Source organism: uncultured Comamonas sp., assembly GCF_964277875.1.
GTDB classification, from domain to species: Bacteria; Pseudomonadota; Gammaproteobacteria; order Burkholderiales; family Burkholderiaceae_C; genus Comamonas; species Comamonas sediminis.
Window position 1 is genome coordinate 95,276 of sequence record NZ_CAXYJV010000034.1, and the last position, 16,115, is coordinate 111,390.

At 60.6% G+C, this 16,115-nt stretch carries 13 protein-coding genes; 7 read left to right on the plus strand and 6 right to left on the minus strand.

What is annotated here, in order from left to right; translation table 11 throughout:
• Positions 1–262 precede the first annotated feature (262 nt).
• The gene (locus tag ACHWUQ_RS12400) at positions 263–1,366 is read left to right on the plus strand and encodes a diguanylate cyclase domain-containing protein (protein ID WP_394681315.1); all 1,104 of its coding nucleotides are present in this window, start codon (positions 263–265) and stop codon (positions 1,364–1,366) included.
• Positions 1,367–1,455: 89 nt separating this feature from the next.
• Here the strand turns inward: ACHWUQ_RS12400 and glmU are convergent, their stop codons facing one another.
• Both glmU and ACHWUQ_RS12410 read right to left on the minus strand, forming a co-directional pair.
• The gene (glmU, locus tag ACHWUQ_RS12405) at positions 1,456–2,874 is read right to left on the minus strand and encodes a bifunctional UDP-N-acetylglucosamine diphosphorylase/glucosamine-1-phosphate N-acetyltransferase GlmU (protein WP_394681316.1); all 1,419 of its coding nucleotides are present in this window, start codon (positions 2,872–2,874) and stop codon (positions 1,456–1,458) included.
• Positions 2,875–3,031: 157 nt separating this feature from the next.
• Positions 3,032–3,448 (minus strand): DUF2917 domain-containing protein, encoded by a 417-nt coding sequence (locus ACHWUQ_RS12410; protein WP_313334311.1) that lies wholly within the window; start codon positions 3,446–3,448, stop codon positions 3,032–3,034.
• Positions 3,449–3,725: 277 nt separating this feature from the next.
• Here ACHWUQ_RS12410 and ACHWUQ_RS12415 point away from each other — a divergent pair, with 277 nt between their 5' ends.
• From ACHWUQ_RS12415 to ACHWUQ_RS12430, 4 genes are all read left to right on the plus strand, one after another.
• Positions 3,726–4,700 (plus strand): LysR substrate-binding domain-containing protein, encoded by a 975-nt coding sequence (locus tag ACHWUQ_RS12415; RefSeq protein WP_394681317.1) that lies wholly within the window; start codon positions 3,726–3,728, stop codon positions 4,698–4,700.
• Positions 4,697–5,653 (plus strand): DUF4240 domain-containing protein, encoded by a 957-nt coding sequence (locus ACHWUQ_RS12420; protein WP_394681318.1) that lies wholly within the window; start codon positions 4,697–4,699, stop codon positions 5,651–5,653. The genes ACHWUQ_RS12415 and ACHWUQ_RS12420 overlap by 4 nt, the downstream gene beginning before the upstream one ends.
• A 129-nt stretch (positions 5,654–5,782) precedes the next feature.
• Positions 5,783–6,766 (plus strand): Bug family tripartite tricarboxylate transporter substrate binding protein, encoded by a 984-nt coding sequence (locus tag ACHWUQ_RS12425; RefSeq protein ID WP_394681319.1) that lies wholly within the window; start codon positions 5,783–5,785, stop codon positions 6,764–6,766.
• Between the two features lie 405 nt (positions 6,767–7,171).
• A complete protein-coding gene (locus ACHWUQ_RS12430; protein ID WP_394681320.1) occupies positions 7,172–8,710 on the plus strand; it encodes a hypothetical protein in 1,539 nt (512 codons plus the stop codon).
• Between the two features lie 871 nt (positions 8,711–9,581).
• Here ACHWUQ_RS12430 and tyrS read toward each other — a convergent pair.
• A complete protein-coding gene (gene tyrS, locus ACHWUQ_RS12435) occupies positions 9,582–10,814 on the minus strand; it encodes a tyrosine--tRNA ligase (RefSeq protein ID WP_312461538.1) in 1,233 nt (410 codons plus the stop codon).
• 247 nt (positions 10,815–11,061) lie between these two features.
• Here tyrS and ACHWUQ_RS12440 point away from each other — a divergent pair, with 247 nt between their 5' ends.
• Both ACHWUQ_RS12440 and ACHWUQ_RS12445 read left to right on the plus strand, forming a co-directional pair.
• Complete coding sequence (locus tag ACHWUQ_RS12440) at positions 11,062–12,426, plus strand: peptidoglycan DD-metalloendopeptidase family protein (protein ID WP_312834094.1); 1,365 nt, start codon at positions 11,062–11,064, stop codon at positions 12,424–12,426.
• Positions 12,427–12,504: 78 nt separating this feature from the next.
• Entirely contained in the window at positions 12,505–13,626 is a 1,122-nt protein-coding gene (locus tag ACHWUQ_RS12445) for an anhydro-N-acetylmuramic acid kinase (RefSeq protein WP_394681321.1), read from the plus strand.
• Between the two features lie 3 nt (positions 13,627–13,629).
• Here the strand turns inward: ACHWUQ_RS12445 and mdtD are convergent, their stop codons facing one another.
• The 3 genes from mdtD to rpsI all read right to left on the minus strand — a co-directional run bounded on the left by mdtD (position 13,630) and on the right by rpsI (position 16,108).
• Positions 13,630–15,054 carry a multidrug transporter subunit MdtD gene (gene mdtD, locus ACHWUQ_RS12450; protein ID WP_394681322.1) on the minus strand — a complete coding sequence of 475 codons (1,425 nt, stop codon included), beginning with the start codon at positions 15,052–15,054 and terminating at the stop codon, positions 13,630–13,632.
• Positions 15,055–15,157: 103 nt separating this feature from the next.
• The gene (erpA, locus tag ACHWUQ_RS12455; RefSeq protein ID WP_021026899.1) at positions 15,158–15,523 is read right to left on the minus strand and encodes an iron-sulfur cluster insertion protein ErpA; all 366 of its coding nucleotides are present in this window, start codon (positions 15,521–15,523) and stop codon (positions 15,158–15,160) included.
• Between the two features lie 192 nt (positions 15,524–15,715).
• The gene (rpsI, locus tag ACHWUQ_RS12460; protein ID WP_021026900.1) at positions 15,716–16,108 is read right to left on the minus strand and encodes a 30S ribosomal protein S9; all 393 of its coding nucleotides are present in this window, start codon (positions 16,106–16,108) and stop codon (positions 15,716–15,718) included.
• Positions 16,109–16,115: the final 7 nt, after the last annotated feature.

A 16,115-nucleotide genomic window follows, 5' to 3' on the forward strand; every position in this document is an offset into this window, starting at 1 on the left:
TATTACCCGATTGAGACAACGGGCATTGGCTGCAGCGGTTTCACCGGGAAGACCGGCCCCGACAAAGGCCACAGCAATGTGCGTGACCACTCTGCAGCGGGCGTGAATGACATAAATCTTCAACAAATGTCAGCGGAGCCTACAAGCTTGTCGCGGCGATAGTCCGGCCTCATACTGGCGCCATGAGTATCAAACAGTAACATCGTGAGGCGGGTCCTTCGATGCATGGGCGAAATGACTCATCGGGCAAGAGAGGCTAACCATGGTGCATATCAAAATGGACAACACCCAGCAACGCAGCGACTGGGGCCGCATTGTTTTTCTGGCGTCCTGTGCGCTGGCCGCTGCGGGGGCCCTGTGGCAGCGCAATGCCTCCTGGCCGGTGTGGCTGGCGATCGTGCTGCCACTGGTGGCCTGGCCATTGCTGGCCCGCTGGCGTACGCACCGCACAGGCGGCTCCGACATCAATGACGTGATCCTGTCCTTTGTCGACGGTCTGGTGATCGGCGTCTGGGTCGCGCTGGTGCATTTCCACCTGCTGACCAGCGCGATCATGCTGATGGTGCTGGTCCACTGCGCCTACGCGATGCAAAGCGTGCGCCATGCCGTGCTGGCCATTGCGGGGGCCATCGCAGGCGTCGCCGTTGCCGGGCTGCTCACCTCGTTTGACGTCCAGCACAGCACGAGCAGCTTCACCATCGTCGGAAGCCTGCTGGCAGTCGCCCTCTACCTGGCGATGCAAGGCATTGCCACCGGCCACCTGCTGCGCAGCCTGGCCCACAAAGAGCAGATGCTGATGGTGATGCGCCGGGTCGATGCGATGACCGGCTTCTTTGGCCGCATGTACTGGCAGGACCTTGCGACGCGCCTGTTCGCCTATGCCAAGCAAAAGGACATCCCTGCCTTCCTCATCGTTGTAGATGTGGATAACTTCCGCGAGCTCAACAGCCGCCATGGTGATACCGCCGGCGACGAGGTCATCATTGCGGTGGCCAACACCTTGCGCACCTGCGTGCGGCCGGGTGATGCCACCTGCCGCTTTGGCGGAGACTCCTTTGCGGTGCTGCTGTCCGGGGTGAACCTGGACATCGCCAACCAGATCGCCGACCGCATCCACAGCCAGGCGCTCAACCGCCGACTGCGCGATTGGCCCGATGTGCAGATCAGCGTCAGCATCGGCATCGCCAGCCTGGCCAAGTACCACCAGTCGGTGGACGACTGGATCCACCAGGCCGAGGCCGCGCTGGAGCAGGCCCGGGGCGCGCCCCGCAGCTACGGCAGCCATGCCACGCTGGAACCCATCTCGGCCGCCCACCTGGCGGAGCTGGCCAGCATGCCAGGCCCCGGAGCCCCCGCAGGCGCCTGACCACAGCCTTCATCCCCTCAGGCGCCGGGGGTGGTGGCTCTTCTCCCGACGCCAGGCGCCTGTGCCGATATGCCCAGGCGCTCTGTGGCTCAAGACTTCTTCTGCGGCCGTTGCCAGTTCGCAATGCTGACCTGCTTGCCGCGCGCCACGCTCAAGGCGCCCGGCGGCGTGTTCTTGGTGATGGTGGAGCCGCCGCCCACAGTGCCGCCGGCACCAATGGTCACCGGGGCCACCAGCACGCAGTTGCTGCCCACATGCACATCGGCTTCGATGACGGTGCGGTGCTTGTTCGCGCCGTCGTAGTTGGCGGTGATGCTGCCCGCGCCGTAGTTGACCCGCTCGCCCAGCTCGGCATCGCCCAGGTAGGCCAGGTGGTTGGCCTTGGCGCCATCGGCCAGGCGCGAGTTCTTTACCTCGACAAAATTGCCGATGTGTACCTGCTTGCCCAGCTGGGCACCGGGGCGCAGGCGGGCAAAGGGCCCGACCAGCGCGCCCTCGCCCACCTGGGCGCCAGCGGCCTCGCCATCGATATGGGTAAAGGGGTGGATCACCGCATCGGCCGCGATCTTGGCATTGCTGATATGGCAGTAGGCGCCAATGCGCGCGCCATCGCCAATGCGCACCTGGCCGCCAAAGATGCAGCCCACATCGATCTCCACATCCTGGCCGCAGAGCAGCTGCGCCTTGCCGCCGCGCGCATCGTCGCGCAGGTCAAAACGGGCCGGGTCGGCCATGCGCACACCCTGGGCCATCAGCGCCTGGGCCTGGCGCATCTGGTGGGCACGCTCCAACTCGGCCAGCTGCTGGGGGCTGTTGATGCCGGCCACCTGCAGCACATCGGAGATGCAATGGCCTTCGACGGCCACGCCATCGGCAACGGCCATCGCCACGATGTCGGTCAGGTAGTACTCACCCTGGGCATTCTGGTTGTTCAGCCGGGCCAGCCAGGGCTTGAGCCAGCGTGCCGGCACGGCCATGATGCCGCTGTAGATCTCGGTGATCGCGCGCTCCTGCGCATTCGCATCCTTTTGCTCGACGATGCGCTGCACCGTGCCTTCGGCATTGCGCACGATGCGGCCGTAACCGGTGGGATCGGGCATGTTGACGGTGAGCAAGGCCATGCGGTCGCTGCCCGCCGCATCAAGCAGGCCCTGCAAGGTGTCTGCCTGCGTCAGCGGCACATCGCCGGACAGCACAATCGCCATGCCATCGTCGGCCAGCAGCGGCACCGCCTGCTGCACGGCGTGGCCCGTGCCCAGCTGCGGCTCCTGGCGCGCAAAGGCCAACTGCGTGCTGCCTGCACTGCTCTGGCCGATCGCCGCCTCCACCTGCTCGGCGCCGTGGCCGGTGATCACCACCGCTGAGCGGGCCTGCAGCTGTGCAGCGGTATCGAGCACATGCTGCAGCAACGCACGCCCGGCCAGCTTCTGCAAAACCTTGGGGTGGCGGCTTTTCATGCGCGTACCCTTGCCAGCGGCCATGATGATGATGTCGAGTGGAGCGTTCATGGTGAATCAGCGAGGCGGCGCCGGGCGCCACCTCTTAAAAGACAAAACCCTGGGATTATCGCGCGCTCCAACGGCTGCGGGCCTGCACCGGCGCGGCCGCTGTCAGGCAAAAAAACAGCCTGCACGGGGCAGGCTGTTGATCGGTATGGCGCAGAGCTTAGAGGTTATAGAGCATGCTGCCGTCGGTCTTACCCCATTGGAAGCGGGTGAACCAGCGGGCTGGCTGCTCATCCAGGTTGGGCTGGCCGCCCTGGTTCTTGGGGAAGTGGTAGACCAGCGGATCCTGGCGCTTGCTCTCGATGACGACCGATTGGCCTGCCTTGAGAACCACGGTGTGACCGGCGTGCAGCACCAGATCACCGGCCTGCAGGCTGGCTTCGTTGCTCAGACCCAGGCCCAGGGTAATCCAGGCGGTGCCTTCGGAGATGCGCAGCACAACGTCACGCTGGGGCACAAAGCTGATGGCCTTGCCAGTGGGCAGAATGCGCATCTCGGCGGCAGCCGACGCAGCGCGGCTGGCACGCGCGGGGCGCACAGCGATGGTGCCAGCGGACAGAACATGAGATGCAGACATAGCCATGGTGGTTTCCTTTGCAGGGCCCTGGTATCGAAGCGATCCTAGGGTTTACCCGATATGCGTATCTTGCGCCTTGGCCACGCCGGCGTCCAATGAATAAAAGAGGGCCGATCAATGCAGCCACGGCATTAATGGTTTACCCTAGGTTTTGGAGTTTCTGCGGCCCCCGGGCCGCGCCAAGCCAGCGGCAGCTATCGAAGCAGGAGCATGATGGACGCCTGCCCCGGGGATACACCCTGGCGCAGTGTGTACTTCTTGCTACAGTGCCTCCACCATGCCAGACCTGCCTCTGCCGCCTTCCTTGCTCCGCACCCGGCCCATTGCCGTGGGCCATCTGCGCGCCTTTCTGGCGGTGGCCCGCTACCTGAACTTTCGCGCCGCTGCCGAGGAGCTGGCGCTGACCCAGTCGGCCGTCAGCCGCCAGATCCAGGCGCTGGAGGATGAGGTCGGTATTGCGCTGTTTCTGCGCCATACCCGCGCGGTGGAACTGACCAGCGCCGGCGCCCAGCTCCAACGCGCGGTATCCCCCGCCATCGAGCGTATCGACTCGGCCGTGCGCCTGATCCGCCAGACCAGCGGCCGCAAGAGCGTGGCCATCACCACCTGGGCCAGCTTTGCGTCGATGTGGCTCATCCCGCGCATGGAGGCCTTTCAGCGCGACAACCCCGAAATCGACATCCGCATCGATGCCACCGACAACGTGCTCGACCTGGAAACCTCGGATGTGGACCTGGCGCTGCGCTACAGCCTGCCCCAGCACGCCACTGCCAACGCGCAGCGCCTGTTTGGCGAGCAGTTGGCCGTCGTCGCCAGCCCCTGGCTGCTGCAAAGCCACCCGCGCATCAGCCAGCCCGCCGATGTGGCCCGCCATACCCTCATTGAAGCAGGCGACACCCACCGCCTGCAGCACCTGGACTGGCTGACCTGGGAGCGCTGGCTGGAGCTGCATGGCTGCGGCAATCTGCAGCCCAAACGCTGGCTGTTCCTCAACTATGCCCACCAGATTGCGCAGGCCGCCCTGACCGGCCAGGGCCTGGCGCTGGCGCGCATGCCGCTGGTCGCCGATGCGCTGGCCAATGGCGACCTGGTCGAGGTGCTGCCCGAGTTCCGCATGGATTCCCCCCTCGCCTACTGGCTGATCATCGGCCCGCGCAGCCAGCAGCGCCCCGAAGTCACCGCCTTTTGCGCCTGGCTGCAGTTGCAGGCGGCCGCCACGCGCACGGCCATTGGCGACCGACCGGCGCCATGAGCGAGGAGCGCGAGCCGCCGAGCATCAACCAGCACCTTCGGCGCGAGGGCAAGCTGAGGCTATGGTGGCTGCTGGGGGTGCCGGTGGTCTTGATGACGTTGGCCGCCTTGCTGGCGCCCTATGTACTGAACCACCTCAAAACCTCACCCGACAGCGAAAGCGCCATGACCGAACCACAATTTTGGACATTGATTGAACAGGCCAAAGGCCCAGGTGGCGATGCGGAGCACGCACAGCGCCTTGCGCAGTTGCTGGCACAGCGCCCACCGCAAGATATTGTCGATTTTCAAATGCAGCTTGAGCGGTTGCGTGGAAAGGCGGATCTAGGGGATGTCTGGGCTGCCGGGCTACTGCTCAACCGGGGCCATGGGACGGACAGTGGCTTTGAATACTTTCGCCTATGGCTGATCGGGCAAGGGCAAGCCGTGTACGAGCGCGCATTGACCGATGCCGACTCGCTGGCTGAACTGGCAGAGGTTGTGGCCAGCCACGCCGATGAGGCTGCCGAGTGGGGAACCTACGGTACTGCCCCTTACTATGCCTACCAGGCAGCGACGGGCAAAGACCTGTTTGACGCAATGCCCACCCGACCATCCACAGGCATGCCTGAACCCACATGGAACTGGCAGGACTACAGCGACCTGGTTCTGGAGCAGCGCCTGCCACGCCTGTGGGCAAGATTTGGCAAGGACAAGCAGGACTCAGACCTGGCCGTACAAGCCGCCATCGACGCCTATCAAAGCCCGGAATCGCTTCCAGTCGCGAGCCTGGGCACCGTTTCGCTGGGCGATGTTCTGGTTCACAAGCGCTATGGGCCGGCCCGTGTCAAAACCTTGTTTACCGAAGACGGGCTGCACGTCAATGCCATCATGGTCTTTGACGACCAAGAGCGCACTATGCAGCTGGGGCCGACCGAGCCTGGCAATGCGCTCTGGTCCCGGCCGGCCTCTTGATACACCTGACGTATCAACCCCAAGCAAATCGCACATAGACAGGCCTGAGCACCCTCCCTACAGTCAAAGCGGCTGCCTGCGCGTTCCATACCCGCAGGCAGCCACCTATAACGACACAAGGAGACTGCCATGTTCCACCCTCGCTTTGGCCGCCGGCGGGCGCTGGCGCTGTGTGCGGCGCTGCTCGCTGGCGCGGCCAGCCCGGCACTGCAGGCCCAGGACTTTCCCAGCAAGCCCATCAAATTCATCGTGCCCTTCGGGCCGGGCAGCGGCACCGATACATCAGCGCGCTACTACGCCAAAAAGCTGCAGCAGCTCAGCGGCCAGCCGGTGGTGGTGGAAAACAGGCCGGGTGGCAATGGCTTCATAGCGGTCAAGCAGGCCTTGTCGGCCCCGGCGGATGGCTACACGGTCTTTATTGGCAGCAACTCCACCCTGGCGGTGAACACGGCGCTGTTCAAAGCGCTGCCCTATGACCCGCAAAAGGACTTTGCGCCGCTGACGATGATGATGCGCGCGCCCGCTATCGTCGTGGCGCCGGGCGATGCCGATACCAAGCAGCTCAAGGATCTGGTGACCAAGGCTCAGGCCAGCCCCGGCAAGATCAACTTTGGCGCGGGCTCGGCCGGCTACCAGCTGATGGGCGAACTGTTCAACGATGTGGCCAAGGTGCAGACCGTGCATGTGCCTTTCAAGGGCGCGGGCGAGGTCGCCACCGCCGTGGCCGGCCATACGGTGGATTACGCCTTTGCCGAGGCCACCTCGGTGCAGGAGCTGATCAAGGCCGGGCGCCTGACGGGCCTGGCCGTCGCCTCCGACAGCCGCGTGGCCGCGCTGCCCAACGTGCCCACCGCCCGCGAAGCGGGGCTGCCTGGCATCGAGGCCTACACCTGGGTGGGGGCGATGGTCAGCAGCAAGACACCCGAGGACATCAGCGCCAGGCTGGCGGGCTGGTTCATGCAGATTGCGGCCGAGCCCGAAACCCAGCAGTTCTATGCCAACCTGGGCGCCACGGCGATGAGCGGCGGCCCGGCGCAGATGCGCCAGTTCCAGGCCGATGAGATTGCGCTGTGGAAGCGCATTGCGACCCAGGCCAAGATCGAGCTGCAGTGACCAACCAAAAAATTAAATATACCTATTTCCCATATTTTTCAAAAGTAATAATTTTCAATTTATTTATTAAACATCCAAACCTTTAATCAAAACAACTACACACCAAAACCAAAAATACAAGCTACCACTAAACAAAATAACAAAATATAAATTTAAATTATCTATAAACCGTCTATTTGACCCAAAGTCAGATGGGCGGTTTATTATTTTTAACACAACCCTACATCATCGAACGATTAAATACAAACATTTTTCAAAAAAATCTAAGCATAGAATTATACAAAAAAGCATTAACCAATAGTTAAAAGCACGTCCAACACTGTCAGCAAAGGTGAAACTCAATCATCAAAAATCACAAAATCACAAAACAATAGTAAAAACAAAAATTAAATATTGATTTGAAACATGCAGGAAGCAAAAATCCTAAATCTCATCAATTCAGTTTCACCAAGGAGTGATATTGTGAAAAGTCCCAAAATATATTTATATAGCTTGGCAATTTTGACACTACTAGCGACTCAATCAACGCCATCACAAGCCGAACAAAAAGCTATTGGCTGCGAACCTTTCCCTTACTCAAGTATTGTAGACAACAGAGTTTTCAATTGGCTTTTTTACCTGAACTCAAACACAGATTTAAACATTGGAGGATTTAGAACTCCTACCACAGCCTGCACCCACTGGGTAAATAATGGTTTTCTAGAGGGCCGACAGGCCCACCCAGGCTTCAGCTCATCTCAATATTTATTCAACAATCCAGATATAGAAAAACCTACACTACAAAACAGATATCATCAAGCAATAAATCACTGGATTAGCCATGGTTTCAATGAAGGTAGAGTGGGTTATACCGATGATGGGATTAATAAAAATTTTGGACGATCAACCATCTCCAACTATGATGGTTCAGCGAACTACAAAATTTATATATCCACCAGCAGAAGAACTGCAGGAGCGATCGACAGTTTAGTGGTTAACAACGTTGAGTACGTCAATTCTGTTGACCATGGTCGTCAAGCTCAACTTGCATTAGTTGCCACTGCTCATGGGCAAGGATGGAATCCAACGGAAGCGGGAAATTGCTTAGATGACAGGGGAGATGCCACCAGTAGCATACTTAATTCAAGCAACGCCAACGGGAATACCATAACCACCAGTAATAACCCTGCATTCTGGGAACATCCAGAAGATTTAACAAGCCCCTGTGTTACCGGCAACGGAGATTATTACACCCCGGCTGTAAATACAACAGTGGTTGCGTCCGACATTGATTTCAACAAAGTGGTAAAAATCGGCACTCAAGTGAATGAAAAATATTACACTAATATTATTGATTTTTCATCACGCATTTTATTGCGAGCAGACATTCCAGGCAACTACACTACAATAGCTGCACCAAGCATGAATTTATCGATTGATTTCAACACAGCATCCATATATAACCCTACAGAAAATAAAATATTTCATAATGTTTATTATGGAGGGCATCAATCGGGAAAAATTTCTGGGTCGATAGACATATCACCAGACAGCTATACAGAAATTTCTCACTTCAACTGCTTTGCAGGATATTCTCAATGCCAAAGCAATAGTCTTCCTATTGTATTATCAATTGGCGCATTAAAATCAGCAGCCCACGCAATTGCATCATGTACCAAATCATATACAGGACCAGGGGATAATTTTGGAAATGTAATCACGACGGCCACGACAGGGGGAGGGCCATTGAATTTGGACCCAACAACCGGATTAAACATGGTGTTCAATATAAAATCCAATTTCACAAAGCCAAATGTGATTCCTCTTCAGACGTATATTGTGGTTGCACAGAGCACACCTCAATCCAGCGCAGCATCGCAAATTTCTGAGGCATTGAAAGCACTTTATTCAAGCGGGCTTTGCAATTTAAATACAGCTACACCATTCTCACAACGCACCATATAGTTAAATAAAAAGACAATACCACCAACTTTCAAAAAGGTAGTACATATCAAATCAAATAATATTCAAAACTTGGCCGGATTGCGGACACCGAGGTGACCCTCGAAGACTCGTGTGTCCCGTGGCGCGGGTATCCACCAGCAACAGCGCCACCTCCTGTGGGCACCAGTAAATGGTGCGGGTGGCGATGAAGGGGTTGCAGTTGCGAATGCGCAGCTTGTTCAGATTGCAAAACAGGCTGATGCCCAGTTCGAGGGTTATCGGTAACGGCCACTGCTGCCAGAATGCCTAGCCGGCGCCGAATCTGCACCAGCGTGTGCTTGGCAGCGGGTTTCCCGATACCAGTACAGTGGTGTACGCCTCGCTTCAGATCAGCGCGCATCATCCTGTCGCCGGAGAGCAGGTCTTTTCACAGCGAGTACTGCGGCTAGGTCCCACAACGCCCAGCAAACTGCTGGTCAGCAGTACCTAACTAACGCGGGAGGCCATGCGGAACGAGCTTCTGAATGCCATAGTGCTCTGCAGCTACCGATTCTTCACTCCCACCATAGCCTTGCCTATGTAACACCAAGCAGCGCGGCTGGCCAGGAGCTGCCCTAACCGCGCACGCAGCATCTGCATGTCCTCGGGCGACATAGCCACGTCATTGCCAGCTGGTCTCCGCTTGGCTATAACCGCTGGCGGGAGTCACTGCCCAGAGGGTAGCGCGTTCGAGGCCGGCTTTGCCCAGGCTTGGGGCACCGTGGGCACACTGGTGCATGCCAGCAGCAGTCCAAAATAGGCGCTCAGAAAAAAGAGCCGCTCCCCCACAAAGGGAAGTGGCTCTTTTATACAAAGCAGCCAGCCGGGCCAAACCAGCCCGGCAAACCCAGCCTTAGGCCAAGGTGACCCGGGCAAACTTGCGCTTGCCCACTTGCACGACAAAGGTGCCGGCGGGCAGCTTCAGGCCCTTGTCCTCGATCACCACGCCATCCACCCGCACACCGCCGCCGTCGATCAGGCGGTTGGCTTCACTGGTGGAAGGGGCCAGGTTGGCCTGCTTGAGCAGCGCGCCAATGCCCAGCGGCGCACCGCTCAGCGCGACGTCGGGGATGTCGTCCGGAATGCCGCCCTTGCTGCGGTTGATGAAATCCTGCTCGGCCGCATCGGCCGCTGCTGCGCTGTGGAAACGCGCGGTGATTTCCTTGGCCAGCAGCACCTTGGCGTCCTTGGGGTTGCGGCCGCCTTCGATCTCCAGCTTGAGCGCAGCGATTTCCGGCAGGCTCATGAAGGACAGCAAGGTGAACCAGTCCCACATCAGATCGTCCGAGATCGACAGCACCTTGGCAAACATGGTGTTGGCGTCTTCGGTGATGCCGATGTAGTTGTTCTTGGACTTGGACATCTTGTGCACGCCGTCCAGGCCCACCAGCAGCGGCATGGTCAGCACGCACTGGGATTCCTGGCCGTACTCGGCCTGCAGATGGCGGCCCATCATCAGGTTGAACTTCTGGTCGGTACCGCCCAGCTCCAGGTCGCTCTTGAGCGCGACCGAATCATAGCCCTGCAGCAGCGGGTACAGGAACTCGTGCAGGCTGATGGAGCTGCCTTCGTGGAAACGGGTGTGGAAGTCGTTGCGCTCCATCATGCGCGCCACGGTGTACTTGGCCGACAGCTCGATCATGCCGCGTGCGCCCAGCTTGTCGCACCACTCGCTGTTGTAGCGCAGTTCGGTCTTGCTTGGGTCGAGCACCTTGTAGGCCTGCTCCTTATAGGTCTCGGCATTCACCTGGATCTGCGCGGCGGTCAGCGGCGGACGGGTGCTGTTGCGGCCCGAGGGGTCGCCAATCAAGGTGGTGAAATCGCCGATCAGGAAGATCACGGTATGGCCCAGATCCTGCAGCTGGCGCATCTTGTTGAGCACCACCGTGTGGCCAATGTGGATATCCGGGGCCGTAGGGTCCAGGCCCAGCTTGATGCGCAGCGGCACGCCTGTCGCCTCGGATTTGGCCAGTTTTTTGACCCATTCCTCCTGTGGCAGCAGCTCATCCACCCCACGCAGACTTACCTGCAAAGCCTCTTGCACACGTTCGGTAACAGGGTAAGTTGTAACAGTCGATTGATTCATATGGGGTTTCTCAGGTTGCCAGCAAAGCCGAGGGCGTTATACTGCGTCCCTTGCGTTGCAGCGTTTTATTCTAGCCGCGTCTGTCAGACGATGTCCCAAGGGGACTTCATCCAGGCCCGCGAACGCTGCACATGAAGTTTTTTTTGTGCCTTCTTGTTAAAAAACCACCCACCGCGCCTGCAGACGCGGTTTGTTTTGGCTCCGTAAACGCAGCCGGCAAGAGGCATTCCATAACCGGGATGGAACATTGAACAACGGATTCATCACCGCTGGCAGCCTCGTCATTCGCCAGTTGGTCAATACCGCCCAAGCACACCCCAAGCGTCTCGCTGCTGCACTGGCCGTCATGTTGATGACCGGTGGCGGCGCCGCTTTCGCTGTGGCAGAGCTGGGCCCCAATCCGTCCGACATGCCTGTGCAGACCGTGGAATACCCGGTCGAATCGCTGGCTTCGGACATTTCGATTGCAGACCTGGTCGACGGACCGGGTTTTTCTTTGTACCGCACCGATGAGGTGCGCAGCAACGACACGCCAGAGTCCCTGCTGCGCCGCCTGGGCGTGGCTGACCCGGCTGCCGCGGCCTTCATCCGCAGCAACGCCAAGGCCCGCAGCGCCATCATTGGCAAGGCTGGCCGCCAGATCACCGCCGAGACCACGCCAAGCCACGAACTGACGACCCTGACGGTGCGTTGGGCGGGCGAGAACAGCGATGTGTTCCAGCGCTTCAGCATCCGCAAGGCCGACGGCAAGTTCGACACCTTGACCGAATTCCTGCCGCTGACCCGTGGCACGCGCCTGTCGGGCGGCATCATCCGCAGCTCGCTGTATGCAGCCACCGATGCCGCCAGCTTGCCCGACAACGTCTCGAACCAGATGGTCGAAGTGTTTGCCGACAAGATCGATTTCCGCCGTGCGCTGCGCGCCGGTGACCGTTTCTCGCTGGTCTACGAAACGCTCGAAGCCGATGGCGAAGTGCTGGGCACCGGCCGTCTGCTGAGCGCCGAGTTCCGCAACAACGGCAAGACCCATGAGGCGCTGTGGTTCCAGGACTCCCCCAAGGACAAGGGCGCGTACTACAACTTTGCCGGCGAAAGCGGCGAGCGCAGCTACATCGGCTCGCCCGTCAAGTACACCCGCGTCTCCAGCGCATTCGCGATGCGCGTGCACCCCATCCACAAGACCTGGTCCGCCCACAAAGGCACCGACCTGGCAGCCCCTCAAGGCACGCCGGTGCGCACTGTCGGCGATGGCCTGGTGACCTTTGCCGGCGTGCAAAACGGCTACGGCAATGTGATCTACATCGACCATGGCAACAAGCACGAAACCGTCTATGCCCACCTGAGCCGCATCGCCGTCAAGCAAGGCGCACGTGTCAGCAAGGGCGACGAAATCGGCGCCGTCGGCCAGACCGGCTGGGCCACGGGCCCCCATCTGCATTTTGAGTTCCGCGTCGCCGGCGAGCAGCGTGACCCGCTGGCGATGGTGGCCGAGAGCGAAACCAGCAAGCCCATCAGCCGCCAGGCCCGCGCCAAGTTCGACAACCTCGCCAACAGCATGCGCCTGGCCCTGAACGACCAGATGCTGATGCTCGAGACCAACGCCAACCAGTAAACCTGTAAGGCGCCCCCGCCCCCAGGCCCCCACAATCTTGGTATTGTTGGGGCCTTTGCTTTTGCAGGCTTAACAACAATGACTGAACGCTTTATTGGCCTGATGTCCGGCACCTCGCTGGACGGGGTGGATGGTGTGATTGCCCAGTGGCAGGACGGCCGCATGGAGGTGCTGCAGTACGCCAGCACCGGCTTTGCCCCCGAGCTGCGGGCCGAGCTGCTGGCGCTCAACAGCGCTGGCGAGCATGAGCTGCACCGCGCTGCACTGGCCGGCAATGCACTGGCACGCAGCTATGCGCAGGTGGTCGATCGGCTGCTCGCACGCAGCCAGTTGCAGCCCGGTGATATCACCGCCATCGGTGCCCATGGCCAGACCGTGCGCCACCAGCCAGGCTTGTGGGATGGCACCGGCTATACCTTGCAGCTGAACAGCCCCGCGCTGCTGGCGGAGCTGAGCGGCATCACCGTGGTGGCCGATTTCCGCAGCCGCGATGTGGCTGCAGGCGGCCAGGGTGCGCCGCTGGTGCCTGCTTTCCACCACAGTGTGTTTGGCGGTGCCGGCGCGCTGGGCAGCCCACGCTGGGTGCTCAACATCGGGGGCATCTCCAATATCAGCCGCCTTGAAGGCGACGACATCCGGGGCTGGGACTGCGGCCCCGGCAATGCGCTGATGGACCACTGGTGCCAGCTGAATACTGGCGAACCTTATGACGACGGCGGCCGCTGGGCGGCTAGCGGCCAGGTCATTCCGGATTTGCTGGCGGCCTTCATGGAAGAGCCCTTCTTCCAGCTGCCGCCCCCCAAGAGCACCGGGCGCGACCTGTTCAACCCCGCCTGGCTGGCGCCGTTGCTCGAGCGCCATGCACCCGGTGCAGCGCCTGCCGATGTGCAGGCCAGCCTGGCCGCCTTCACCGCGCTGGCGATTGCGCAGGACATGCAGCGCCACGGCGCAGCCGAGGGTCAGACCTTGATCGTCTGCGGCGGCGGCGCGCTCAACCAGCATCTGTTGCAGCGCCTGGCCGATCTGCTGCCCGGCATCGCCGTGGACAGCTCGGCCGAGCATGGCCTGCCTCCGGTGCAGGTCGAGGCCAGCGCCTTTGCCTGGCTGGCCCGCCAGTGCTGGCAGAGCCTGCCCGGCAACCTGCCGGCGGTCACCGGGGCGCGCGGGCCCCGGGTGCTGGGCGCGATCTACCCGCGCTAGCGGTCAGGCATCCCCGCCATCGGGCGCCGGCTTGACCGGCTCATCCTTGTCGAGCTGGCTGAACACCAAGGTGGCAGCCAAGGTCATCAAGGCCACGGTCAGGAAGGTCGCGTGGATGGCGCGCAGCGACTTGTCCGGGTCGGTGATCCAGCGGTCGGCGTAGCCCGACAGCAGCGCGCCAGCCAGGGCCACGCCAATGCCCATGGCCAGCATCTGCACCATCGACAAGAGGCTGTTGCCGCTGCTGGCAAACTCGCCATCCAGGTCCTTCAGCGTGACCGAGTTCATCGCCGAGAACTGCATGGAGTTGAAGCCGCCGAACACAAACAGCTGCAGCAGCAGCAACCACGGCGGCTGGCTGGCGCTGGCCCAGGCAAAGCTGGCCAGCATGAGCGCGACCATCACCGAGTTGACCTGCAGCACGCGGCGGTAGCCAAAGCGCTGCACCGTCTGCACAGCAAAGCGCTTGACCAGCATGCTGCCCAGCACGGTGGCCAGCATCATCATGCCGGCGTTCATCGGTGCCATGCCCAGGCCCACCTGCAGCAGCAGCGGGATCAGAAACGGCGCAGCCCCCGTGCCGAAGCGGGCAAACAGATTGCCCAGCAAGCCCACGCGCAGCGAGCGCACACGAAACAGCATCGAAGGAAACAAGGGTTCGGGCACGCGCATCGCATGCATCCAGTAGCTGGCCAGGCTGGCCAGGCCAAACACCATCAGCACCACCACCAAGGCCATGCCCAGGCCCATGCCGGACATGCCATCGAGCGCCACCGAGATAGCCACCATGCCGAACGACAGCAGCGCATAGCCCAGGCCGTCGAACTTGCGCGGCACCGACCAGGTGGTCTCGGGCATCCAGTGGCGCGCCGCCCAGACGCCGAACAGGCCGACCGGCACATTGATCCAGAAGATCCAGTTCCAGGTGGCGACCTCCACCAGCCAGCCGCCCAGGGTCGGGCCCAGCAAGGGTCCGATCTGGCCGGGAATGGCGATGAAGCTCATCGCGCGGATGAAATCCCCTTTCGGGTGGCTGCGCAACACCGCCAGGCGCCCCACCGGCAGCATCATCGCCCCACCCACGCCCTGCACCACGCGTGCAGCAATCAAGAAGCCCAGGCTGGGCGAGAGCGCGCACAGCACCGAGCCCAGCACAAACAGCGCAATCGCCCACATGAAGACGCGGCGCGTGCCAAAGCGGTCGGCAATCCAGCCCGATGCTGGAATCAGCATGGCCGTGGTGAGCGAGTAGGCCACGATGACCGACTGCATCTTCAGCGGGCTTTGGCCCAGCGAATGGGCCATCGCCGGCAGCGCAATGTTCAGGATCGTGGCATCGAGCGACTGCAGAAAAAAGGCAATCGCCACCAGCCAGAGCAGGCGCTCCTTGTGGGGCGCGACGGGGCGTGGGGTCAGTTCAGCGGACATGGGCAAAACAAAAGCCGCTGGTCAACAGCGGCTTGAGGCAAGGGGTGGTGGACCAGAAGGCAAGCAGCAGAGCCACCATGCCTTCCATCACGTGCTGCGCGGCTTATACCGAGAAGCTCGATCCGCAACCGCAAGTGGTCGTGGCGTTCGGGTTCTTGATCACGAACTGTGCGCCCTGCAGGTCTTCCTTGTAATCGATCTCGGCGCCCAGCAGGTACTGGTAGCTCATCGCATCGATCAGCAGCGACACGCCGTTCTTGGTCATGGTCGTGTCGTCATCGTTGGCGATCTCGTCAAAGGTGAAACCGTACTGGAAGCCCGAGCAGCCACCGCCTTGCACGAACACGCGCAGCTTCAGATCCGGATTGCCTTCCTCGGCAATCAGATCGGCCACCTTGGCCGCTGCGCTGTCGGTAAAGACAATCGGGGTGGGCATTTCCGTCATGGTGTTTTCTGCAACTTCGCTCATGGGAGACGACTCCTGTCTTATTTGATGTACTGCAAAGAATGGTACTCCAATCGCCACCTTCACGCAGCCCGCCCGCCGGGTGACGCCAATTGCAGTGTGGGAATACCCCGATCGGTTCCGAGAACGTGTTGACGGTCTCAACAGCCATAAAAAAACCGCCCCGAGGGGCGGTTCTTGGCAAGTAGCCAGCAATTAACGCTTGGAGAACTGCTTTGCGCGGCGTGCAGAGTGCAGACCGACCTTCTTACGCTCGACTTCACGTGCGTCACGGGTCACGAAGCCAGCTTGGCTCAGTTGCGACTTCAGTGCTGCGTCGTAATCGATCAGAGCGCGGGTGATGCCGTGGCGGGTGGCACCGGCCTGGCCGGATTCACCGCCGCCGTGCACATTGACCTGGATGTCGAAGGTTTCGACATTGCCGGTCAGCACCAGAGGCTGCTTTGCAATCATGATCGAGGTTTCGCGGCCGAAATATTGTTGAATGTCCTTGCCATTCACAACAATCTTGCCGGAGCCCTTCTTCAGAAACACACGGGCGACGCTGGATTTGCGACGGCCGGTGCCATTGTTCCAATCACCAATCATCTCGGGA